This window comes from Symbioplanes lichenis, from assembly GCF_030709675.1.
Lineage (GTDB): Bacteria > Actinomycetota > Actinomycetes > Mycobacteriales > Micromonosporaceae > Actinoplanes > Actinoplanes lichenis.
Genome location: NZ_JAUZQD010000011.1, coordinates 184,466 through 207,238 on the forward strand (window position 1 = coordinate 184,466; position 22,773 = coordinate 207,238).

At 72.4% G+C, this 22,773-nt stretch carries 18 protein-coding genes; 9 read left to right on the plus strand and 9 right to left on the minus strand.

The annotated features are described in order from the left end of the window. Positions 1-132: 132 nt before the first annotated feature. Together mycP and eccCa are read right to left on the minus strand one after the other, a co-directional pair. Positions 133-1,422: a type VII secretion-associated serine protease mycosin gene (gene mycP / locus RAN62_RS26385; protein WP_438874547.1), complete on the minus strand. Its 1,290-nt coding sequence runs from the start codon at positions 1,420-1,422 to the stop codon at positions 133-135. A gap of 334 nt (positions 1,423-1,756) precedes the next feature. Next, positions 1,757-5,656 (minus strand): type VII secretion protein EccCa, encoded by a 3,900-nt coding sequence (gene eccCa, locus RAN62_RS26390; protein WP_305787454.1) that lies wholly within the window; start codon positions 5,654-5,656, stop codon positions 1,757-1,759. A gap of 87 nt (positions 5,657-5,743) precedes the next feature. Here eccCa and eccD point away from each other — a divergent pair, with 87 nt between their 5' ends. Further along, complete coding sequence (gene eccD, locus RAN62_RS26395; RefSeq protein WP_305787587.1) at positions 5,744-7,147, plus strand: type VII secretion integral membrane protein EccD; 1,404 nt, start codon at positions 5,744-5,746, stop codon at positions 7,145-7,147. Positions 7,148-7,286: 139 nt separating this feature from the next. Here the strand turns inward: eccD and RAN62_RS26400 are convergent, their stop codons facing one another. Then, positions 7,287-7,799 (minus strand): inorganic diphosphatase, encoded by a 513-nt coding sequence (locus tag RAN62_RS26400; protein WP_305787455.1) that lies wholly within the window; start codon positions 7,797-7,799, stop codon positions 7,287-7,289. A 461-nt stretch (positions 7,800-8,260) separates the two neighbouring features. Between RAN62_RS26400 and dacB the strand changes: the two genes are divergently transcribed. The 7 genes from dacB to RAN62_RS26435 all read left to right on the plus strand — a co-directional run bounded on the left by dacB (position 8,261) and on the right by RAN62_RS26435 (position 15,850). Continuing rightward, positions 8,261-9,607 (plus strand): D-alanyl-D-alanine carboxypeptidase/D-alanyl-D-alanine endopeptidase, encoded by a 1,347-nt coding sequence (gene dacB / locus RAN62_RS26405; protein WP_438874548.1) that lies wholly within the window; start codon positions 8,261-8,263, stop codon positions 9,605-9,607. A 48-nt stretch (positions 9,608-9,655) separates the two neighbouring features. Further along, complete coding sequence (locus RAN62_RS26410) at positions 9,656-10,714, plus strand: zinc-dependent metalloprotease (RefSeq protein WP_305787457.1); 1,059 nt, start codon at positions 9,656-9,658, stop codon at positions 10,712-10,714. 1 nt (position 10,715) lies between these two features. Then, the gene (gene tilS / locus RAN62_RS26415; RefSeq protein WP_305787458.1) at positions 10,716-11,669 is read left to right on the plus strand and encodes a tRNA lysidine(34) synthetase TilS; all 954 of its coding nucleotides are present in this window, start codon (positions 10,716-10,718) and stop codon (positions 11,667-11,669) included. Between the two features lie 128 nt (positions 11,670-11,797). Next, positions 11,798-12,373: a hypoxanthine phosphoribosyltransferase gene (gene hpt / locus RAN62_RS26420; RefSeq protein ID WP_305787459.1), complete on the plus strand. Its 576-nt coding sequence runs from the start codon at positions 11,798-11,800 to the stop codon at positions 12,371-12,373. A 370-nt stretch (positions 12,374-12,743) separates the two neighbouring features. Further along, positions 12,744-14,777 carry an ATP-dependent zinc metalloprotease FtsH gene (gene ftsH, locus RAN62_RS26425; RefSeq protein ID WP_305787460.1) on the plus strand — a complete coding sequence of 678 codons (2,034 nt, stop codon included), beginning with the start codon at positions 12,744-12,746 and terminating at the stop codon, positions 14,775-14,777. Next, positions 14,774-15,448, plus strand: a complete 675-nt coding sequence (gene folE / locus RAN62_RS26430) for a GTP cyclohydrolase I FolE (RefSeq protein WP_372338970.1) — start codon at positions 14,774-14,776, stop codon at positions 15,446-15,448. Before ftsH ends, folE begins: the two co-directional genes overlap by 4 nt. Before the next feature lie 3 nt (positions 15,449-15,451). After that, positions 15,452-15,850 carry a RidA family protein gene (locus RAN62_RS26435; protein WP_305787461.1) on the plus strand — a complete coding sequence of 133 codons (399 nt, stop codon included), beginning with the start codon at positions 15,452-15,454 and terminating at the stop codon, positions 15,848-15,850. Here RAN62_RS26435 and RAN62_RS26440 read toward each other — a convergent pair. From RAN62_RS26440 to RAN62_RS26450, 3 genes are all read right to left on the minus strand, one after another. Continuing rightward, positions 15,847-16,107, minus strand: coding sequence for a hypothetical protein (locus RAN62_RS26440; RefSeq protein WP_305787462.1), 261 nt, complete (start codon positions 16,105-16,107; stop codon positions 15,847-15,849). The genes RAN62_RS26435 and RAN62_RS26440 overlap by 4 nt on opposite strands. Before the next feature lie 12 nt (positions 16,108-16,119). Next, positions 16,120-16,761, minus strand: coding sequence for a hypothetical protein (locus RAN62_RS26445; protein ID WP_305787463.1), 642 nt, complete (start codon positions 16,759-16,761; stop codon positions 16,120-16,122). 81 nt (positions 16,762-16,842) lie between these two features. Continuing rightward, a complete protein-coding gene (locus RAN62_RS26450) occupies positions 16,843-19,413 on the minus strand; it encodes an FtsK/SpoIIIE domain-containing protein (RefSeq protein ID WP_305787464.1) in 2,571 nt (856 codons plus the stop codon). Positions 19,414-19,803: 390 nt separating this feature from the next. Between RAN62_RS26450 and RAN62_RS26455 the strand changes: the two genes are divergently transcribed. Next, positions 19,804-20,535, plus strand: coding sequence for an Rv0361 family membrane protein (locus RAN62_RS26455; RefSeq protein ID WP_305787465.1), 732 nt, complete (start codon positions 19,804-19,806; stop codon positions 20,533-20,535). A 1-nt stretch (position 20,536) separates the two neighbouring features. Here the strand turns inward: RAN62_RS26455 and RAN62_RS26460 are convergent, their stop codons facing one another. The 3 genes from RAN62_RS26460 to RAN62_RS26470 are packed head-to-tail and all read right to left on the minus strand — an operon-like array spanning position 20,537 to position 22,766. Further along, entirely contained in the window at positions 20,537-21,145 is a 609-nt protein-coding gene (locus tag RAN62_RS26460) for a hypothetical protein (protein WP_438874549.1), read from the minus strand. Further along, entirely contained in the window at positions 21,142-22,281 is a 1,140-nt protein-coding gene (locus RAN62_RS26465) for a M23 family metallopeptidase (protein WP_305787467.1), read from the minus strand. The genes RAN62_RS26460 and RAN62_RS26465 overlap by 4 nt, the downstream gene beginning before the upstream one ends. Then, positions 22,278-22,766: a hypothetical protein gene (locus RAN62_RS26470; RefSeq protein WP_305787468.1), complete on the minus strand. Its 489-nt coding sequence runs from the start codon at positions 22,764-22,766 to the stop codon at positions 22,278-22,280. The genes RAN62_RS26465 and RAN62_RS26470 overlap by 4 nt, the downstream gene beginning before the upstream one ends. Positions 22,767-22,773: the final 7 nt, after the last annotated feature.

A 22,773-nucleotide genomic window follows, 5' to 3' on the forward strand; every position in this document is an offset into this window, starting at 1 on the left:
GCGCTCGTGGCGCGGAGGCCGGGCGCTTGGGCACGCTCGCTCGTGGCGCTCAGACGGCGGCGGAGCGGCGCGGGGCTCAGGCGGCGGCGGAGAGCGGCGCGGGGCTCAGGCGGTGGCGGAGCGGCGCGGGGCTCAGGCCGCGGCGAAGCGGCGGATGGCGAGGGCCGTGGCCAGCAGGGTGACGAGGAAGAGGGCGGCGGTGGCCCACCAGCCGGGGGAGTGGCCCGGGGCGGGGAGGTCGGCGCCGGCGATGGCGCTGCCGGCGTTGGAGCCCGGGACGCGGGCGCCGACCGTGCCGGAGCCGGTCGTGTCGGGGGCGGACTGGGCCTGGCCGGCGCTCGGGGCGCTGCCGATGCGGGAGATGCCCGGCGACGCCGTCGTGTCGAGCGGGTTGCGGGCGACCGCGGGCAGCTCGGCGGTGAGGGCGGCCGTGGGGTCGACCATGCCGTAGCCGTACTCGTCGTCGCGGCCCTGGGGGCCCAGGTCGTGGGCGGTCTTGATGATGCGGTTGACCACCTCGCCCGCGGACATGGTGGGCCAGCGGGAGCGGATCAGGGCGGCCGTGGCCGAGACCATCGGGGCCGCGAAGCTCGTGCCCTGGACCTGCCAGTAGCCCTCGGGGCGGGCGCCGACCAGGTGCGTGGAGGGGGCCGTGACCACGGTTTCCTTGCCCGTGATCGAGCCGGACCACAGCTCGGTGCCGTCCTTCTCCATGCCGGCGACGGCGATGACGCCGGGCTCGCGGGCCGGGTACCAGACGCCGGGCGACGTGGAGGCGCCGGCGTTGCCCGTGCACGCGACCACGACGACGTCCTTGGCGAACGCGTAGTCGAGGGCGGCGGCGAGGGCCGCGCTCGTGCCGTTGCCGCCCAGCGACAGGTTGATCACCCGGGCGCCGTTGTCGACCGCCCAGCGCACGCCCTTGGCCACGATCATGGCGTCGTCGTATCTGTTCTCGCGGTCGAGGACGCGCACCGGCAGGATCTTGGCGTTCGGGGCGATGCCCACCACGCCCTCGTCGTCGTCGTTGCGCCCGGCGATCAGCGCCGAGACCGTGGTGCCGTGCCCCACGAGGTCGGTGTCGCCGTCGCCGCCGGTGTCGACGAGGTCCAGCCCCTTGAGCACCTGACCTTTCAGGTCCGGGTGATCGGCGTCCACGCCCGAGTCGACGACGGCGACTGTCACGCCCGCGCCGGTCGAATAGGTCCAGGCGCCGGCGACCCGCAGCGTCTGCAGCTGCCACTGGTCGGCCCGGATCGAGTCACCGCGCAGCGGCTCGGCGAGCGGTCCGGCCGCGGCCACGCCGCCTCCGGAGCGGTCAGCGGCGGGACCGGGGGCAGCGAGGGCGGGCGCGCCGGTGAGGCCGGCGCAGAGACAGGCAGCGGAGGTCGCAGCGGCGACGCGGGCGGGCAGTCTCACCAACGGGCACCGCCGGGGGCCGGGTGCGGCGCGTCGGCGTCACGTCGCCGTCGGCGGGACGCGCACGGTGCTTCGCTTCGAGCTCTCACTGGTCAGCGGGCCGTTCTGATGATGGACACTGATGCACGGAGATTACTCCGAATCGGCGCATCGTTGCCCGTATCCGTGAAGGCCGATCGCACGACTTGTCCGTTCATCCCGCTCGTCGACCCGGAAGGGCGGACGGACGCCCACCCGGGACCGACCCCCAGCGGGGGAGGCCGCCGGTCACGAGACCGGCCGCGGGCGAGGGAAGCCGGCGGTCATGAGACCGGCCGCGGGCGGGGGAGGCCGGCGGTCATGACGGCGGGAAGGGCGGCAGATAGGCGAGCTGCACCAGCCGCAACCCCTCGCGCCGGGTGACCAGCCGCCCCCGGCCGGGCGGCAGCGGGCCGGGGCGGGCGGGACCGATGAGGGCACCCTCGTCCGGCGGCCCGGCCATCACCAGACCGGGCGAGGACAGCTCACGCAGGCGCTGGATCACCGGGTCGAACATCGCCCGCGCGGCGCCCCCGGCCCGGCGCGCGATGATCAGGTGCAGGCCGATGTCGCGGGCCTGGAGCAGGTGGTCGAGGATCGGCTGCAGCGGGTTGGTGCTGCCCGCCGTCACGAGGTCGTAGTCGTCGACGAGGACGAAGAGCTCCGGGCCGCTCCACCAGGACCGGTCGCGCAGTTGTTGCCGGTTGACGTCGGGACCGGGCAGGCGGCGGTCCATGTAGCCGGCCACGTTCTGCATGAGCTCGAGGGTCTGCTGGGGCTGGATGCCGTATCCGATGCGGTGGTCGCTCTCCGGCAGGTCCATGAGGCCGCGCCGATAGTCGATCAGGATGATCCGCGCCTGCTTGGGGTCGAAGCGGCCGGTCACGGTGGTGGCGAGCGCGCGCAGGAACGAGGTCTTGCCGCACTCGGCGTCGCCGAAGAGGACGAAGTGCGGGTCGCTCGCGAAGTCGATCGTCACCGGGCGCAGGTCGGCTTCCGCGATGCCGATCGGCAGGTGCAGACCGGCGCCGGCCCGCACTTCCTCGTACGCCAGGGAGCCCGGCAGCATCCGGACCCTGGGCGCCACCGGGCCGCTCCACGCCGCGGCGAGCCGGGTGGCGAGGCCCGGTCCCGTGGTGTCGTGCAGCTCCGGTCGTACGGTCAAGAAGTGCAGCCCGTCGCCGACGATGCCGCGGCCGGGCCGGTCGGGCACCTCGCCCGCGGCCCGGCGATGGACCGCCGAGTCGGTGGGGTCGCCGAGGCGCAGTTCCACCCGCGTGCCGAACATGTCGCGCAGCGCCGGACGATAGTCCATCCACCGCGGCGCCGCGGCCACGATGTGGATGCCGTAGGAGAGGCCGCGCGTGGCGATGTCGGTGATCGCGTTCTCGAGGTCGTCGAACTCGTTGCGCAGCGTCGACCAGCCGTCCACGACCAGGAACACGTCGCCGAACGGGTCGTCCGCGTGCTCACCCGCCGCCCGCTGCGCCCGATAGGTCGCGATGTCGAGGCCCAGGTCGGCGAAGCGGCGCTCGCGCTCGGCCAGCAGGGCGGTGATCTCGCCGACCGTGCGGCGCACGCCCACCGGGTCGAGGCGCTGCACGACCCCGCCGACGTGCGGCACGTCCCGGATCAGGCCCAGGGCGCCGCCACCGAAGTCGAGGCAGTAGATCTGCGCCTCGGCCGGCGTGTGCGTGAGCGCCAGCCCGAGGATCAATGACCTCAGCAGCGTCGACTTGCCGGACTGCGTGCCGCCGGCGATCGCCACATGGCCCGAGCCGCCGGCGAGGTGCAGCCACAGCACGTCGCGTACCTGGTCACGGGGTTTGTCGATGAGAGCCACCGGTACGCGCAACGCGCCGTGCAGCTCGGGCCGGGAGGCGGACAACCCGCGCGCCGGATCGGTGCTCAACGGCCCGAGCAGGTCGTCGAGGGTCGGCGAGTCCTCCAGCGGCGGCAGCCACACCCGGTGGGCGGGCGGCCCCTCGCCGTCGAGCCGGTCGACAAGCACGTCCAGCAGCGTCGCCCCGAGCGCCGGGGTCACCTCGCGGGTCGCGCCGGCCGGGCGTACGGGCGGAAGGTGGGGTGTGGTCGAGAAGGGCAGGACCAGCGGTTCCCCGGCCCGGCGGGGTCCGGCGACGCGGCCGGTCGGACGATAGGGACCCGAGACGTACGCCGCCCGGAAGCGCACCAGCGGCTCGGTCCCGAACCGCAGGTAGCCGTGGCCGGGCGCGCGCGGCAGCTCGTACGCGTCGGGCACGCCCAGCACCGTCCGCGACTCCAGCGCCGAGAAGGTCCGGAGACCGATCCGGTACGACAGATGGGTGTCCAGCCCCCGCAACCGGCCCTCCTCCAAGCGCTGCGACGCCAGCAGCAGGTGCACGCCGAGCGACCGGCCCAGCCGTCCGATCTGGACGAACAGGTCGATGAAATCCGGCTTGGCCGAGAGCAGCTCGGAGAACTCGTCGCAGATGATCAGCAGGCTGGGCAGGGGCGGCAGGTCGGCGCCGGAGGCACGCGCCCGCTCGTAGTCGCGCCGGCTCGCGTAGTTGCCCGCCCGGCGCAGCACCTCCTGCCGCCGGACCAGCTCCCCGTCGACGGCGTCCACCATCCGGTCGACCAGGACCAGCTCGTCGGCGAGGTTGGTGATCACCGCGGCGGTGTGCGGCAGCCGGTCGAGCGAGGCGAAGGTGGCCCCGCCCTTGAAGTCGACGAGCACGAAGTTGAGCGTCTCGGACGAGTGGGTGGTCGCCAGGGCGAGCACGATCGTGCGCAGCAGCTCGGACTTGCCGGACCCGGTGGCGCCGATGAGCAGCCCGTGCGGGCCCATGCCGTCCTGGGCGGACTCCTTGAGGTCGAGGTCGACGGGTGAACCGTCCCCGCTCAGCCCGATCGGCACCCGGAGCCAGTCGCGGTCCGGCCGGGGCTCCTGCCACACCGCGGCCACGTCGAGGGCGGCCGGGTCGCCGAGCGCGAGCAGGTCGGCCAGTCCCGCCCCGGTGGGCGCCGGCGCGTCCGTCGCGGTGGTGACCACGCCGAGCCGCAGGGGCGCCAGCCTCCGGGCCACGGCTTCGGCCTCGGCGACGCTGAGGTGGTCCGGCCGGCCGACTTGGGCGGCGTGCTCCATCGCGTACGTGTGCAGGGCCTGGTCGTCGCTGGTGTCCAGCACCAGCATCCCGCGGTCGAGCAGGCGTGGCGGCGCGTGGTGCAGGTCCAGGAAGGTCACCCCGTCGATGCCCTCGTCGAGCGCGTCCGGGCCGGCGCCGTCGAGCACGATCACGACGTGCGGGCCGGTCGGCTCCACGCCGGCCGGGTCGAAGCGGGGCCGATCGCCGAGCACGTCCTCCAGCAGCTGGTCGAGCTCCGTCGCCGAGCCGGCGGCCAGGCGCAACGGCCCGGTCCGGTCGCTGCGGACGGGGTGCCGGGCGTGCGGGAGCCACTTGATCCAGTCCCACGCGGCGCGCTGCTCGTCACCGGTGCAGACGGCGATGACCAGGTCGTCCGGGGCATGGAACACCGCGAGCTGCGTCAGCATCGCCCGCGCCAGGCCCGCCGCGCCGGGCCCGCGCAGGTGGACCCGGGCGAAGGCGCGCAGCGAGACGGCCACGGGCAGGTCCGGCACGACCGAGTACGTGTCCAGGAAGCGCCGCAGCGCCCCGGCGGTCAGCGGCTCGAGGTCCTCGACCGGCTGGGTGACCGGGGCAACGAGCGGTGTGGCCAGCGTCTGCGGGCCGACGGCGACCCGGATGACCGCGAAGTCCGAGTCGGCGGGCCGCCGTTCCCACACCCGGTGACTGTCCACGGTCGACCACAGCCGGGCCGGGTCGGGATGGCGGTAGTAGAGGCCGGCGCGTTGCCGGGCGACCGTGTCGCGGACGCGTCGGCGCAGGCCGGCGAGGTGGCGCAGGTATTCGCGGCGGGCGGTCAGCATCTCGGCCTTGCGTGGCGTCCCGCTGCCGCCGAACGAGGTGGCCAGCATGGCGAGCGACGAGATCCCGAAGAGGCCGCCGATCACATAGGACAGGGCGCCGCCGCGGCCCTGACCCATGAGCATCGCCATCGCGACCGAGCCGCCGAGCATGGGCAGCGTCATGAACGCCTGCTGCCACCGGCTCCCGGCCGCCGCGGGCACCTCCGGCGGCGGATCGATCACCAGGTCGCCGGTGGGGATCTCGGGCGCCGGGCGGCGGGCGGCCCGCTTGACCACCACTGTTCCCACGCCCGCCTCCCTGATTTCAGAAACTCAGAGCACTCAATGCGTTACACAGCGCTCATGATAGCCTCAGGTCCGTCGATGGGAGGTGCCGTGAACCTGGGCCTCGCCCGAGTCACGATCAGCGCGCCGCGGCGCCGCCTCGACGTCGCCCTGCCCGAGCACGTTCCCCTCGCCGAGCTGCTGCCCGAGGTGCTGCGGCACGCCGGCGAGGAGCTGGCCGACGACGGCGAACGGCACGGCGGCTGGATCCTGCGGCGTACGGACGGGGTGCCCCTCACCCCCGCCGAGGCGCTCGCCGCGCAGGGCGTCCGCGACGGCGAGGTGCTCTACCTGCGGCCGGCGCGGTCGGGCTGGCCGGAGCTCGAGTACGACGACGTGGTCGAGGCGATCGCCGACGAGGCCCGGAGGCGGAGCGTGACGTGGACGCCGGCCGCGACCCGGATGGCGACGCTGGCCGGGGCGGGCGTGCTGCTCGCGGTGGGCGCGCTCGCGGTGCTGGCGGCGGGTCCGAGCTGGGGAGCGGGCGTGGGCGTCGGGCTGGGCGGCGCGGTGCTGCTCGCGCTGGCCGGGACGACGGCTTCCCGGGCGTACGGGGACGCGGCGGCCGGGGCGGTGCTGGGCGGGGCGGCTCTGCCGTACGCCTTCGCGGGCGGATCCGTCCTGATCTCGCAGCCGGAAGCGGCCGGGGCCGTGCCCGGGCTGGCCTGGCTCGGCGGGCCCGGGCTGCTGACGGGCTCGGTCGCGCTGCTCCTCTTCGCCGTGCTCGCCGGGGCCGGGGTCGCCACACTGCCCCGGATCTTCGCCGCCGGCGTGACGGCGGGGCTGCTCGGGGCGCTCGCGGCGCTGGCCGGGCTGTGGACCTCGGCGGCGGGGGCGGCGGCGGTGCTGATGTGTGTGCTGGTGTGCGGGATCGGGCTGCTGCCGGTGCTGGCGATCCGGTTCGGTGGCGTGCCCGGGGCGATGCCCGTGGCTTTTGTTCCCGCGGCTTCGCGGGACGACCGGTCCGGGGCGGACGAGCGGCCGGACCGGGCGCGGGTGGGGGCGGCGGTCGGGCGTACCGAGGAAATGCTGGTGGGGATGCTGATCGGGCACGCCGTCGCGGCGGCGGGGGCCTTCGTGGTGCTGGCCGCGGGCGGGACGGCGGCGCGGATCCTGGCCGCTCTGGCGGTGGCCGCCCTGCTGCTGCGGTCGCGGTTGTTCGTGACCGTACGGCAGCGGGTGCCCCTCCTCGCGGGCGGGCTGACCGGACTGTTCGCCCTGGGCACAGGTCTCGTGCGTGACGCCGGCTCGACCGTGCTGCTCGTGGCGGCCGCGGCCGTGGTGGTGCTGGCCGTGGTGGTCGTCGCCGCCGGGGTGGCGTGGTCGCGGCGGCCGCCGTCGCCCTATCTGGGCCGGGCGGCGGACCTGCTGGACAACCTCGCGGTGATCGCGGTGATCCCGGTGGCGTGTGCGGTGGTGGGTCTGTACGGCCTGGTCTCGACGATCAGCCTGTAAGAACCAGGTAACGCGGCGGGCCGGCGGCTCGGCTCGGAAGCCGGCCACCGGCCCGTGCGGTGGTCGTGCGGGTGGGCGGGACGGTGCCCGCCCGGCAGGCGTTCGCCCAGGCCGGTGGACGCCCGGAGAAGCAGCCGGATCAGTGCTCGTCGTGCTCGCCGTGCTCGGCCTCGGCCGCCTCGGCGCGCTTGAACGACGCGCGGATCTCCTCCTCGGCCTCCATGCGGCCGACCCAGGTGGCGCCCTCGACGGACTTGCCCGGCTCGAGGTCCTTGTAGACCGTGAAGAAGTGCTGAATCTCCATGCGGTCGAACTCGGACACGTGGTGGATGTCGCGCAGGTGCTCCTGGCGCGGGTCCTCGAACGGGACGCACAGGACCTTGTCGTCGCGGCCCTTCTCGTCGGTCATCCGGTACATGCCGATGGCGCGGGCGCGCACCAGGCAGCCCGGGAAGGTCGGCTCGGGGATGATCACGAGCGCGTCCAGCGGGTCGCCGTCCTGGCCCAGCGTGCCCTCGATGTAGCCGTAGTCGGCCGGGTACTGCGTCGAGGTGAAGAGCGTCCTGTCGAGCCGGATGCGACCGGTCTTGTGGTCGACCTCGTACTTGTTTCGGTGGCCCTTCGGGATCTCAACGAGAATGTCGAAATCCATAGTTCGCTCCCTTGTTCGCCCGGCCTGGTCACCGGCTGATGATCCGTGCGGCGGGGCGGGGGACTCGGCCCCACCAGATCCGCGCGCACCGGTGTGCCGGATGTTTGTAGTGTCTCCTAAGTCTGCCGGTCCGTACGGAGGAGGGGCGTGTGGGGAGGCAAGATTCACAGAACACTCCCGAGTACGACGGCGTGTCGGAGTCGAAGCAGGGCCGGTCTCCGGTAGAAGGCGCCAGAAATGTCCGGGATGCCCCGGATTTCCCGCGGCCCGCGAGCGGAACCTACGGACGCGCGGCGGTGCCGGCTCCACAGTTCTCTGGACAGTACGCCGCGGACACGCCCCCGGACGGGCAAAAAGCTGATTCCGGACAGAGTGCCCCGGAAGGTGGCACGTACGGCACGGCGGCCGCGCGAGGCGGGCAGCGCTCCCGGCGTACGCTCCTGGTGTCGGGTTTGTCGGTTGTGGTGATCTTGATCGTCCTTGCCGGGGCGGCGCTGGTCGTGCGGCCGGGACCGGTCGACGGCTGGCTCTCGGCCGAGCCGTCCGCGCGGCCCAGCTTCGTCCCCACGCCGGACCCGACCCCGACGCCGGTGCTCGTGGCGGCCGCAGCCGCCGCCACCGCCCCGACAGCCGCCGGCGTGACGGCCGCGATCGGCCCGCTGGTCTCCGCGAAGTCCCTGGGCACGGCCAACATCTCCGTGGTCGACGGCGTGACCGGCGACGTCCTCTTCGCGAAGAACGCCGGCACGATGACCACGCCCGCCTCCACCACCAAGCTCCTGACCGCGGCGACCGTGCTGGCCGCGCGCGGACCGGCCTACCGCCTGACCACCCGGGCCGTCGCCGGGGCGAAGCCGGGCGAGGTCGTGCTGATCGGCGGCGGTGACCCCACGCTCGCGGTCGACGCCGACGACCAGTTCCCCGGGGCCGCCCGCCTCGACAAGCTCGCCGCCCAGGTCAAGAAGGCCCTCGGCGCTCAGCCACCGACCCGCGTGATCGTCGACACCTCTCTCTTCACCGGCCCCGAGATGGGCGCCGGATGGGACGGCGGCCTGATCTCGGGCGGCCAGGTCGCGCGGATCCAGGCGCTGATGACCAACGCCGGGCGGGTGAAGCCGGTGCACAACGAGCGCGGCGGCGACCGGCGCTTCACCGATCCGGCGCTGTCGGCGGGCAAGGCGTTCGCCCAGCTGCTCGGCCTGCCGGAGAGTGCGGTGACCAGGGGAAAGGCGCCCGCCGGCGCCCAGTTGGGGGCGGTACAGTCGCCGCCGCTGGTGCACATCGTCGACTGGATGCTCGAGCAGAGCGACAACGTCCTGGCCGAGGCCATGGCCCGGCAGGTGGCGCTGGCCGCCGGCCAGCCGGCCTCCTTCGACGGCGCCGCCAGGGCGATGGGCGACAAGCTGGACGAGCTGGGCCTGCCGGGCGAGGAGGCCGACCTCTACGACGCCAGCGGCCTCTCGCGCCACAACGGCATCAGCCCCGAGCTGCTGACCGACGTGCTCTCGCTCGCCGCCGGCGGCAAGAACCCTCAGGTCAGCGCGATGCTCGGCGGGCTGCCGGTGGCGGGCTGGTCGGGGACGCTGCGCACCCGCTTCGCGACGCCGGCGCCCAACCAGGCCGGGCAGGGGATCGTCCGTGCCAAGACCGGCTCGCTGAGCGGCGTCAACACGATGTCGGGGCAGCTCATGACCCGGGACGGGCGCCTGCTGCTCTTCGCCTTCATGGCCACGGGCGCCAACGCGATCGAGGCCCGGGCGACCCTCGACAAGCTCGCCACCACCCTGGTGGGCTGCGGCTGCCAGTAAGGGAATTCTCAGGGTGGGCGGCTGGTCGTGCGCGGGTACGGTGGGTCCATGGCGCAGTTCGTCGACTGGGATCTGGCCGCCGCCACCGCGGGCGCGCTGAGCAAATCCGGCCCCGCGGTGTCCTACGAAGAAGCCACACAGGTGGTCGCGCAGCTGCGCGAGCTCACCGACGAGGCCCGCCGGCACGTCGCGGCCTACACAGGTCTGACCCCGGTGACCGAGGGGCCGCCGGTGCGGATCGTCGACCGCAAGGACTGGGCCGCGGTCAACCTCGCCGGGCTCAAGGAAGTCATGATCCCGCTGGTCAGCCGGCTCTCCGGGGACAAGCAGCCGGGCCCGGTGGCCGACGCGATCGGCTCCCGCGTCACCGGCGTGCAAGCCGGCACGGTGCTGGCCTATCTGTCCGGGCGGGTCCTGGGGCAGTACGAGGTCTTCTCGGCCGAGCCCGGCCAGCTGCTGCTCAACGCGCCCAACATCGTCGAGGTGGAGCGCAAGCTCGCCGCCGACCCGCGCGACTTCCGGCTCTGGGTGTGCCTGCACGAGGTGACCCACCTCACCCAGTTCCAGGCCGTGCCGTGGATGCGCGGCTACTTCCTCGGCGAGGTCCAGGCCTTCGTCGACGCCTCCCAGGGCGGCGAGCACATCCTCGAGCGGCTGCGCCGCGGCGTCGCCACCCTGTCGGACGCGCTGCGTGACCCGGACAGCCGCTCCTCGGTGATCGACATCGTCCAGACGCCCGCGCAGAAGGCGGTGCTCGACCGGCTCACCGCGCTGATGACGCTGCTCGAGGGGCACGCCGAGTTCGTGATGGACGGCGTCGGCCCCGACGTCGTGCCGTCCGTCGACGCGATCCGGGCCAAGTTCAACCAGCGCCGCGAGAGCGGCAACCCGCTGGAGAAGGCCATCCGCCGGGTCCTGGGCATCGAGGTCAAGATGCGGCAGTACGCGGAGGGCCGCAAGTTCGTCCACGGGGTCGTCGACCGGGTCGGCATGGCCGGCTTCAACAAGGTCTTCAGCTCCCCGCTGACCCTGCCGCGCCTCGACGAGCTGGGCGACCCCGACGCCTGGGTGGCGCGGGTGCACGGCCCGGTGGGGCTCGCCTCCTGACGTGGCCCGCATCCCGGCGCCCGTCGCCACGATCCGCACGGCGGTCCGCCGGGCGCTGACGCCGGGCTCGCCGGTGCTGGTCGCCTGTTCGGGCGGCGCCGACTCGCTCGCCCTGGCGGCGGCCGTGGCGTTCGTGGCGCCGCGCATGGGCGTGCCGGCCGGCCTCGTCACCGTGGACCATCAGCTGCAGGAGGGCTCCGCCGCGCGCGCCGCCTCCGTGGCCGGCTGGGCCCGGTCGGCCGGCCTCGATCCGGTGCTGGTCTCCACCGTGACGGTCGGCTCGTCCGGCGGGCCGGAGGCGGCGGCCCGGGAGGCCCGCTACGCGGCTCTGTCCGCGGCCGCCGGCGAGGCCGATGTGCTGCTCGGGCACACGCGCGACGATCAGGCGGAGACCGTACTGCTGGCGCTCGCGCGAGGCGCCGGGCCGCGCGGGATGGCGGGGATGCCGTACCGGCGGGGGATCTTCGTCCGTCCGCTGCTGGACGTGTCGCGGGCCGACACGCGCAAGGCGTGCGCGGCGCTCGGCCTGGTCGCGTGGGAGGACCCGCACAACACCTCTTCCGCGTACGCCCGGGCGCGCGTGCGGTCGTCCGCGCTGCCCGCTCTGGAGGGCGCGCTCGGGCCGGCTGTGGTCGCGAACCTGGCCCGGACGGCATCGCTGCTGGCCCTCGATGTCGCCGAGCTCGACCGGCAGGCTGTCGCGGCTCTCGCTGCCGCGCGGTCGTCCGCCGGTCTTTCGGTCTCGGACCTGTCGGATCTGTCGCCCGCCATCCGCGGCCGGGTGCTGCACGCGTGGGCGCTGGAGCTGGGTGCGCCGGGGGCGGCGCTGTCCCATCGTCATGTGGCCGCCCTGGAGGCTCTCGTGACCGACTGGCACGGTCAAGGTCACGCCGCGTTGCCGGGCGGTATCCACATTGCGCGGCGGGCGGGTGATCTCGTGCGGATGACCCTGTGACAGTTGTCACTGTCTGTGCCACGGCCGGGTCGCTTGCGGGGTGTTTCGCCCGATAACCTGCGCTTGTCCGGGCACGGAGTGCTGCCCCCGCCCGCGCGCGACACACTTGATACGGCAGGCTTGACGGCATGGCAGACGGCTCCTGGTACGACGCCGACATCGACCGCGTGATCATCTCCGAGGAGCAGATCCGCGAGAAGACCGAAGAGCTCGCGAAGCAGGTCGCAGCCGACTATGCGGACGCCGAGGGCGGCGTGCTGCTGGTCTGCGTGCTCAAGGGCGCGGTCATGTTCATGGCGGACTTCGCGCGCGCGCTCGGACGGCAGGGCCCGCCCTGCGAGATGGAATTCATGGCCGTCTCGTCCTACGGCTCGGGCACCACGTCCTCCGGGGTGGTGCGCATCCTCAAGGACCTGGACAGCGACATCAGCGGCCGGCACGTGGTGATCGTCGAGGACATCGTCGACTCCGGGCTCACCCTGTCGTGGCTGATGCGCTACCTGCAGTCGCGCTCGCCGGAGAGCGTCGAGGTCGTCGCGCTCTTCCGCAAGCCCGAGGCGGTCAAGGTGCCGGTCCCGACCAAGTACGTCGGCTTCGACATCCCGAGCGAGTTCGTGGTGGGCTACGGTCTCGACTTCGCCGAGCGCTACCGCGAGCTGCCGTACGTCGGGGTGCTCAAGCCCGAGGTCTACGCCCGTAGCTGAACGTCTTCCCAGCGGACTCTCAGAATTCGCCCCGCCGCCCCGCTGACGAGCGGTATTGTCCGGCTTTGCGGTAATTTTCGGGCGAACTTCCGGTGCTCGTGGGGTGTCGACCGGGCGGGCTCACGGAGTCGCGGAAGGCACCCACGGTGTACCGTCGAATGACCGATGGCGCAGAGTCACGAGCGCCGACGGCGCCGGGCGTCGACCAGCCGGGCTGCAGGGGGTTTGCCTCGCGGCCCGGCGGTTATTCGTTCCGGCAGCGTCTCCGCGGCTCGTTCGCCCTTCCGGCGGCCGGCGGCGGGGATCCATAACCCAGGTGACCAGGACGCCGATCAGGAGGGTTCGGGCGCACTCCAGGCCCGACAACAGTATGGAACGTACGCGTTTCTTCCGCCGCCCGGTGGTCTGGATCGTTCTGGTGATCCTCGGTGCGATCGCGCTGAGCTCTTTCTTCACCAGTGGTCCCAGCTACCAGCGTGTCGATACTTCGGTGGTTCTCGAGCGGCTCAACCAGCCGGGGATCAAGAAGGTCATCCAGGAGGACAAGGAGCAGACGCTCCAGCTCGAGCTGGCCTCTCCGGAGCGGTTCGACGGCAAGACCACGGACAAGATCGAGACTCAATATCCGTACGAGCTGACGGACGAGATCTGGAACGACGTCCAGGAGGCCAAGAGCGCGGGCCGGATCACCGGCACGGTCAACGCGACCGTCTCGGGTGACAACATCCTGCTCAGCCTCGTCGTCAACCTGCTGCCCATCGCGATCCTCGTGATCCTGCTGCTGCTGTTCATGTCGCAGATGCAGGGCGGCGGCTCGCGGGTGCTCAACTTCGGCAAGTCCAAGGCCAAGATGCTCACCAAGGACATGCCCAAGACGACGTTCGCCGACGTGGCGGGGGCCGACGAGGCGGTCCAGGAGCTGCACGAGATCAAGGACTTCCTGCAGAACCCGGCGAAGTACCAGGCGCTCGGCGCCAAGATCCCCAAGGGTGTGCTGCTGTTCGGCCAGCCCGGTACCGGTAAGACGCTGCTCGCCCGGGCCGTCGCCGGCGAGGCCGGGGTGCCGTTCTACTCCATCTCGGGCTCGGACTTCGTCGAGATGTTCGTGGGTGTCGGCGCCAGCCGCGTCCGCGACCTCTTCGAGCAGGCCAAGGCCAACGCGCCCGCCATCGTCTTCGTCGACGAGATCGACGCCGTCGGCCGCCACCGCGGCGCCGGCATGGGCGGCGGTCACGACGAGCGCGAGCAGACGCTCAACCAGCTGCTCGTCGAGATGGACGGCTTCGACACCAAGGGCGGCGTCATCCTCATCGCCGCCACCAACCGGCCGGACATCCTCGACCCCGCGCTGCTGCGCCCGGGCCGCTTCGACCGCCAGATCCCGGTCGACAACCCGGACATGGAGGGCCGCAAGGCGATCCTGCGGGTGCACGCCAAGGGCAAGCCGTTCACGCCCGACGTCGACCTCGACTCGGTCGCCCGGCGCACCCCCGGCTTCTCCGGCGCCGACCTGGCCAACGTCATCAACGAGGCCGCGCTGCTGACCGCGCGCAACGACAAGCGCGCGATCTCCAACGAGTACCTCGAGGAGGCGATCGACCGCGTCATCGCCGGCCCCGAGCGGCGCACCCGGGCGATGAGCGACAGCGAGAAGAAGATCACCGCCTACCACGAGGGTGGACACGCGCTGGTCGCCTACGCGCTGCCGCACTCCGCCCCGGTGCACAAGGTGACGATCCTGCCGCGCGGCCGCTCGCTGGGCCACACGCTGGTGCTCCCGACCGAGGACAAATACACGCAGACCCGGGCCGAGATGATCGACACCCTGGCCTACGCGCTGGGTGGCCGCGCCGCCGAGGAGCTCGTCTTCCACGAGCCCACCACGGGTGCCGGCAACGACATCGAGAAGGCGTCGAGCCTGGCCCGGTCCATGGTCACGCAGTACGGCATGAGCTCGAAGCTGGGCGCCGTCAAGTACGGCACCAACAACGACGAGCCGTTCCTGGGCCGCACCGCGGGGCACGAGCGGGATTACTCCGACAGCGTGGCCGCCGAGATCGACTCCGAGGTGCGCGCGCTGATCGAGCTGGCCCACGACGAGGCCTGGGAGATCCTGGTCGAGTACCGTGACGTGCTCGACAGCATGGTCTTGGAGCTGATGGAGAAGGAAACCATCACCCGCGAGGACATGGACCGCATCTGTGCCCGGGTGGCGAAGCGCGCGCCCATGTCGCCCTTCAACGGCTTCGGCAAGCGCCTCCCCTCCGAGGCGCCCCCGGTGCTCACCCCGGCCGAGCGCGAGAAGCTCAAGGCACAGGCCGAGGCGGACGGTCAGATCGCGGTCGGCGGCGGCAACGCGACGTCGTCGGACATCAACCCGAACGGCAACGTGGAGGGGCACTGATCACCGACGCCAGTGCGACGGAGCCCGCGGACTCCGACGACGAGCTGGACTATCTCGCCGCGCGTCTGATCGACGGCAAGCTCACCGGCACCCCGGTCGAGAACGCCGTCGATCTGGCGCGCATCGAGAAGGCGGTCCGGGAGATCCTCATCGCGGTCGGTGAGGACCCGGACCGTGACGGTCTGCAACGCACGCCGTCCCGCGTCGCCCGCGCCTATGCCGAGCTGTTCGCGGGGCTGCGTGTCGACCCCGCCAAGGTGCTCACCACGACGTTCGAGGCGAACCACGAGGAGCTCGTGCTCGTCCGCGACATCGAGGTCATGAGCCTTTGCGAGCACCACCTGCTGCCGTTCAAGGGCGTGGCCCACATCGGCTACATCCCGGGCGTCGACGGGCGCATCACCGGCCTGTCGAAGCTGGCGCGGCTCGTCGAGGTGTTCGCCCGGCGGCCCCAGGTGCAGGAGCGCCTCACCTCTCAGATCGCCGACCTGCTCACCGAGAAGCTCGGTGCGCGGGGCGTCATCGTGGTGCTCGAGTGCGAGCACCTGTGCATGGAAATGCGTGGCATCCGCAAGGCCGGGGCCCGTACAGTCACCTCCGCCGTCCGGGGCGCGTTCCAGCGCGACGGCAAGGTTCGCGCCGAGGCGATGGCCCTGATCAACGCGAGGTGACCCATGCCGCTCGACCGGTTCAACCCGCCGGCGCTGCATGCGCCCGACGGCTACAGCCACGTCACGATCTCGCCGGCCGGGCGGCTGGCCCATCTGGCGGGTCAATGCCCGGTCGACCCGTCCGACCAAGTGGTTCCGGGTGGCCTTCTCGCCCAGACGGATCAGGTCATCGCCAACTGTCTGACGGCGCTCTCCGCGGCGGGTGCGACGCCGGCGGACGTGGTCCGCTCCGTGGTCTATGTGGTGAGCTCTTCCCCCGCCGACCTCACGGACGTGTGGCGGCGGCTCCAAGACTCGTCGCTCGGGCCGGCCTTCAGCACCGCCTCGACGCTGCTCGGGGTGACGGCGCTCGGGTATGAGGGACAGCTCGTCGAGGTCGACCTGACCGCCAGCCTGGACTAGACGATCATCCGGTAGGCGTCGGCGCTGTCGATGGCGGCGCGCGCCAGGTTGGCGGCCTCGTCCATGCGGGTGCGGGCCTGTTCGAGATGGGCGATCGCCGCCGCCACCGAGGGGTGCAGCGAGCCCACCGCGGTGATGCGCAGGCGGGCCAGAGCCTCGTCCAGCTGCTCGTTGACCTGCTGGATGCCGGTGATCGCGCGCTGGGTGCCGTCGACGCTCGCCGCGACGTTGGCCTTGACCTGCTCGACACTCGCCATGGTGCTCCCTTCCTAGCGGATGAACGCCAGCAGGCCGACGCCCATGCAGGTCAGCAACACGGGCGTGAGGCAGATGACCGCGCCGGCCAGCGGGGTGCGGTCCACTTTGGCCCCGGCGCCGCCGCCGTAGACGAATCCGATGGTGAGCCAGCCGAGGCCGAAGGCCAGGACGGGCATGCTGAGGCCGCACAGCAAGGCGTAGGTGGGCAGCGAGCCGGAGGGCGCCACCAGGTAGAGGACGATCTGGATGATCAGGACGGCGGCGGCGAACGGGCCGTAGATCAGCAGGTTGCGGGCCAGAGGGCGTAGAGCGACGGCCGGGGCGGGGCCGAGCATGCCGGCGTCGGCGGCGTCGGCGGCCGCGTACGCCTGCCGGACGGCGGCCAGGATCGCCGCCGGGCCGCCGGCGACCGCCTGGGCCGCGAGGGCCTGCTCGGCCGGCTGGGGGATCAGATCCTGTTCCGGTACGCCCAGATCGCCGATGAGGCGGGCACGCTGGGGGGCCAGGCGGGCCTGCACGGCGGTCAGCTCCTGCTGCGCGGTCTGCAGGGTGGCCGCCTGCTCTCCCGCCGCCGAGGATGCCGCGCGGCGCAGGGCGTCGAGGCGTTGGGCCGCCGCGAGGTAGTCCGCCCAGGGGCCGGGTTCGTCACTCATCGCTCAGCCTCGGGTCTCGCAGCATGTCGGCGGTTCGGGTCGCGCTTGGCGGGTCCGCCCGGGTTGCGCGATTTGCTTGGTTCACGCATCGGGGTCCGGCTCGGCGAAGGGGACGACGGTGACCGTGCGGTCGGCGTGGCGGTCGTGGAAGAGGGCGCGGTTGTCGCGGGGCTGCCAGTCGAGCTGCCGGCCGAGCATGAGCGCCACCTCCTGACCGGGGACGTTGAGGAAGACGAGGCCGGCCACGTCCTCGCGGCCCGTGCTGCCCCCGGTTTCCTCCGAGAACCGGCGCAGGCCACGCCACCAGGAGAGCAGATGCGCGCCACGAGCCGGGCCCTCGCGCAGGAGAGCGCGCAGCTTCGGCGTCGTGCCGGGGGCGGCCGCGTCGAGCCCGAAGACGACGCGGTAGCCGGGCTCGGCGGGGTCGAGCTCCGCCGGGAGGGCCGCCGCGTCCGCCACGATCACCTCCTGGCGGTGGGCGATCTCGGCGGCCAGCTCCTTGACCAACTCGTCGCCCTCGGCCACGAGCGACGACAGGATGAAACGGGCCGTGCGCGGCGGGTGGAAGGCGGCGACACTCCGGGCCGCCGCGGCGAGCACCTCGGCGCCGCGCGGCTGCGAGCCGAACACGGCCAGGTGCCGGCCCGGCGACGCGTCGAGCGGGAACGCCGCGGTGGACAGGGCCACGTCGATGACCCGGCCCACGAGAGCCGCCGGGCGCCCGCCCCGGCCGGCGAGGGCCGCGCGGTAGGTGGGGTCGTCGGCGAGGTGCTGGTCGGCGTACCCGGCGAAGATGCGCGGCGGCGCGGCCTCGGGATCGCGCAGGCCCCACAGGCGGTGACGCAGATCGCTGAGGGCTTCGCGGTCGGCGTGCGGGTCGGGGAAGCGTACGACCCGCTCGTGGCCCCGGGTCGCACCGCGCGGGCCGCCCAGACCGCCGGCCGTGTTGACGACCGCGGTGCCCAGCGGGAGCCCGGCGGCCGAGTCGTTCGTGGGCTCCAGCACGTCGCCGCCGCCCGGCAGCGCGATCCGGACGGGGAACTGGCCGAAGATCGAGTCGCGCTTGGCGTACAGGGCCTCGACGCCGAGGACGGTCTGGCTGGCGAGGATCAGATGGATGCCGTACGAGCGGCCCTTGCGCGCCAGGGACTCGAGCAGCTGCACGGCCTCCCCGGCCATCGTGTCGTTCCCGGCCAGCAGCACCTGGAACTCGTCGATGACGCAGAGCAGCCGCGGCATCGGCTTCCCGCGGCCCTCCTCGGCGGCCACGGTCCGCAGGTCCGCGAACCGGGTCACGCCAGCGCGCTTGTACGCCACGGAGCGCCGCGTCATCTCGGCGTCGAGCTCGCGCAGGACGGCCAGCCCGTACTCACGGTCGGACTCGACCCCGACGGCCCGGGCGTGCGGCAGCCAGGTCCTGTCCCGCGCGGTCGGCACGAACTCCGCGAACGAGATGCCCTCCTTGAAGTCGAGCAGGTAGAGACCGAGCTCGTCGGGGCTGTAGCGGGTGCCGAGGCCGTAGAGGACATTGATGAGGAACGCGGTCTTGCCGGCTCCGGACCGCCCGCCGACCATCCAGTGTGGAGTCAGGTCGTTGAACCGCAGCACGACGGGCGTGTCCCCGTCATAGCCGACCGTCGTGCCCAGGCCCTCCCCGGCGTCCCCGGTCCACTGCTCCTCCACCGTCTCCGGCAGCAGATCCGCCAGCGTCGCCTGCGTCGCGGCCCCCGAATGCGCCGCCAGCTCCCGGCACACGGCGTCGACCAGATGCGGCGGCGGATCCTCGTCCAGGAAAACCGGGGCGTTCAACCAGGTGGCCTCGGTCACGGACCCGAAGGTGCCGCCCGGGGGGTCACCGATGATGGCGTACGGGTTGCGGAGCGCGAGCTGCGTCGTGCGGGGCAACGGCGGCTGCGTCGTCTCGGGGGTGAGCGGCGGCGGAGGCCAGCCGGCCACGATCAGATGCAGGCCGGCGTCGGGTCCCTGCTGGGCCAGGGCGGCTATGCGTACGAGATCACCGGCGTCGGTGAGCTGGGGCAGGTTGGCGATGACCAGCACCATCAACCGGTCCCGCCGCCCGCGCGCGCCCCGGGCCGGACGCAGCCACTTCTCCGCCTCGCTGAGCACCTCACGCAGGCCCTGCTGATCAGTCGCCGGTGGCGCCATCAGTCCCGCGTCGGCGAGCGCGTCGAACGGAGCGAAGACCGTGCCGCCCGCGCCGTCGACACCGCGTACAAGAAGGGAACCGGCAGGAGCCGCAGCCAGCAGGCGCAGCAGAACAGACCGCAACAAGCCGGCCACCCGCTGATCGCGCCCGTCCGCGTCGATCGTCAGATGCCCGATCCCGAGCAGCGGCACAATCGCGGGAAAACGCACATCGTCCAGCGGCTGCGCCGTGCCGACCCGCACGAACCGAGGCGGCAGCTCCCCACCGAGCGGCGTGCTGGGCGACAACGCATCGAGCGGCGCCCCGAGCCACCCCGGAGCCACCTCCGCCGCGGCCGCCCGCAACTGCTCGGCGACCCGCTGCTGCTCCACCGGATCCACGCCCGGCTGGACCGGCCCCTCGAGCGCGGCCGAGGCCGCCGCCACGGTCGCCTGAGCCTGGCGGTGCAGGGCCGCGGCCTGACCGGTACGCCCCGTCGAATCCACCGCCACACCTCCGTATGTGCGCTCAAACCGTACCCTGCGAAGGCCGATGGTCAATCTTCCCAGCCGGGGCGCGCGGGGGTGACGCGCGGGTTCGTCGATCACTGCCCGCCGCGTACTACCCCACCAAGCCGCCCGGCACGCCGCAGGTCACAGCTTCTTGTGCGCGCTGACGGCTGGTCACCCTGCGCGGCGATTCGGCGGCCTCGCTCCTGGCTTTGGTTGCGCCGGCGCTCCTGGCTTTGGTTGCGCTGGCGGCTCCTGGCTTTGGTTGCGCCGGCGCTCCTGGCTTTGGTTGCGTCGCTGCTCTTGGCTGCGCCGTGGCTGTTCGACCGGGCCACCTGGCGTGGCGGCCATGGCCGGTCCAATGCGGAACGCACTAGTCTCGAAGACGTGCAGCCCACCGACCCCGGCGACCGGCCGCCCACGCCATCCCCCGCAGCGCCGGGGCCGCCGCCCTCCGAAGTCGGTGGCTACGTGCCGATCCAACCCGGCAGGCCGCTGCCTCCCGCCGCGCCGGACCAGCCCGCCACCGGCGCCCCGCCGCCCGGGCCCGTTCCCCCGCCGCCGGGGTTTGTTCCTCCGCCGCCCGGGCTCGTTCCTCCGCCTGGGGTTGTTCCCCCGCCCGAGGTCGATTCGCCGCTTGGCATCGCTCCGCCGGTGGAAGGCAAGAAGCGCCGGACTCGCCTGATCCTCGCCATGGTCGGCGGCATCCTGGCCATCCTCTGCCTCGGCGGCGTCGGCGTCTTCATCTCCTTCTACGACGAAGCCACCAAAATCGAACGCACCAACCCCGACGCTGTAGTCGACAACTTCCTCCGTGCCTACTTGGTGAATCGAAATGACCAAGAGGCATCTCTCTACACCTGCCGCTCAGGACTTGATCTGTCCAAAGTCGCGGCATTTCGTAACGATATTCAGGCGCGCGAAAGCCAATACTCGATAAGTATTCAGGTGGTCTGGGAGGGCTTGACCGTAGCTACGCAGGGCTCCGCCGGAACAGTAGACGTCGATCTGACCCGCACGCTCGCTGATGACAGTGAGCAGGTCACCAGACCCTGGCGCTTCAATGTCGTGGACGAAGATGGATGGCGGGTCTGTGGCGGTGCGGAACAGCCCAGATAGGTTATTCAATCCACAGCACGTGAACGGGAACCTCCAGCGTCCTCGGCGGTTTACCGCTCCAGGCCCAGCGGTACCAGTCGAGCTCGGTGGTGACGCGGGCGCAGATGTCGCCGGTGTCGCTGGTGTGGAGTTCGGTGACGGCTCGGAGGTCTCGGCGTTCGCCGCCGTCGTCGAGGAGGTTGATCACTCGGCGGCCGGTGAGGCGGTCGGCGTCGAGGGCGGGGACCGGGTTGCGGCGGGGTGGTTCGTCGAGGGAGACGAGGCGGGACATGACGTCGGCGGGCTTGCCGGTGGGGAGGCCGGCCATGCCGAGTTCTTCGACCCAGACGCGTTCGACCGGGACCAGGGGGGCGAAGACCTCGGTTTGTTCCGCCTCGGCGCGGTACCACTCGGCTTCCGGGATCACCGGCACGTACGTCCGGCTGCCCTGCACGACTTTCTCGTCCGCGCGCAGGTCCGAGCGCCAGCCGTGGCCGGGGAGGCCGATGAGGACGCGGCGACCACGGAGTTGACCGCCCATCACGGCGGGGGTCGGGGCGATGGGACGTGGGGGGCCGGGGGTCCAGTCCGGGTGGCCGGCGAACGGGTCGGGCAGGGCGCCACCCGTCACTGGGAGCCGCCCAGCGGCGAGCCGCGCTGGGCCATGAACTGCACCGGGTCGACGGCGCTGGCGCTGGAGCGGTCGTTGTTCAGGTGGACCTCGAAGTGCAGGTGGGGTCCGGAGGAGTTGCCGCTCGTGCCGCTCAGCCCGAGCGTCTCGCCGGCCGCGACCTTCTGGCCGGCTTTGACGGACGGGCGCTGCACCATGTGGCAGTAGCGGGTCATGATGTTGCCGGGGTGCTGGACCTCGACCATCCAGCCGCAGCCGCCCTTGCCCGGGTAACCGTCGTGGTCGCAGTCCTTGACGCCGGAGAAGGTCTCGTCACACTTGACCCGCGACACGACTCCGCTCGCCACCGAGCGGATGGGCGTGTTGCGGTCCACGATGAGGTCGACTCCCTGGTGCGTCGGGCGGTCAGCGGTACGGAACCCCGAGCCTACCGTCCACTTGTGCACGTTGAGGCCCGCCACGGGCAGCGGATTCGTCCAGCCGGACGCCGCGATGTCGGCGGCCGAGGCACACACCATCGACGTGGAGTCGCCGGCCGCGTTGGCCGCTCCGTCGGCGAGGGCGTTGACGATCTGGGTCGCGGTCAATTCATCATCCGCGTACGCGTCCGGGTAGGCGCTGATCTGCACCTTCTGCGCCGCCCGGGTGAGCGGCAGCCGCTCCCAGCCCTTGATCGTCTTGAGCTTCTTGTAGAACTTCGTGGCCGCGTACTCGGGATCGAGAAGTTGGTCCGGGGACCCCCAGCCCTGACTCTCCCGCTGCTGGAACAGCCCCAGCGAGTCGTGGTCGTTGGCCGCCCCGAGATCCCCCAGGTTCCGGAGCGTGGACTCCTGCATGGCGGTCGCCACCGCGATGGTCCACGCCCGCGGCGGCATCTTGAGCTCGGCGCCGACGTTGATGATGATCGCGGCGTTCTTGATCTGATCCGCGCCGTACGCCCGTACCTTGGGAAGTTTGCCGTTGGGGTCGATCGGACCGCCCGCGCCGCACCCGCCGCTCAGCGTCGAGACCTCGTCGTCGCCGGCGTCGAAGCCGCCGAGCAGCAGCGCGCTCACGCTGCCGCCGCAGCAGAGCAGGGCGAGCGTCGCCACCAGGGCGACCAGCAGCGCGATCCGCCGGGGCCGCCAGCGCGTCATGAGCGCTTCCAGTCGATGCCGTCGACGAGCCAGCGCCCGTCGGGAGCCACCATGCGCAACGTCAGCGTGCCCGAATCGGTGGTCACCACCGCGTCGGTGATGCCGTCCCCCACGGGTACGAGCTCAGGGCGCCCCACGACCCGGTCGGCCGGAATGCCCGCGGGGTCCACGCCGTCGAGCTCGTCGGCCAGGTCCTCGGTCGCGTTGGGCACGATGCCGTCGTGCCACTTCTCGGCGGACACGCCCTCATGATCCACCCAAGCCGACGCGAACGCGTACGCGACAGCCTCGGGCGCCGCCGTCCCGCGACTCGTCTTCGCCGGCTTCGGTGGCTCGTCGTTCTGCACCACGCTGTCGTTGTCCTTGCTCGGGTCGACACTCACCGTGGCATCCGGGGTCACGGGGTCGAGCAACTGCCCGCTGTCGTCACCGTCGGACAGCAGGCGACCGATCCCGACCACCGCGAGTACCAGCAGCACGATCACGACGGCC

Coding starts and splice junctions, on each gene's coding strand:
- ftsH (WP_305787460.1), top strand. CDS start 12,744: ATGGAACGTACGCGTTTCTTCCGCCGCCCGGTGGTCTGGATCGTTCTG.
- hpt (WP_305787459.1), top strand. CDS start 11,798: ATGGCAGACGGCTCCTGGTACGACGCCGACATCGACCGCGTGATCATC.
- RAN62_RS26440 (WP_305787462.1), bottom strand. CDS start 16,107: ATGGCGAGTGTCGAGCAGGTCAAGGCCAACGTCGCGGCGAGCGTCGAC.
- RAN62_RS26445 (WP_305787463.1), bottom strand. CDS start 16,761: ATGAGTGACGAACCCGGCCCCTGGGCGGACTACCTCGCGGCGGCCCAA.
- RAN62_RS26465 (WP_305787467.1), bottom strand. CDS start 22,281: ATGACGCGCTGGCGGCCCCGGCGGATCGCGCTGCTGGTCGCCCTGGTG.
- RAN62_RS26410 (WP_305787457.1), top strand. CDS start 9,656: ATGGCGCAGTTCGTCGACTGGGATCTGGCCGCCGCCACCGCGGGCGCG.
- RAN62_RS26435 (WP_305787461.1), top strand. CDS start 15,452: ATGCCGCTCGACCGGTTCAACCCGCCGGCGCTGCATGCGCCCGACGGC.
- RAN62_RS26400 (WP_305787455.1), bottom strand. CDS start 7,799: ATGGATTTCGACATTCTCGTTGAGATCCCGAAGGGCCACCGAAACAAG.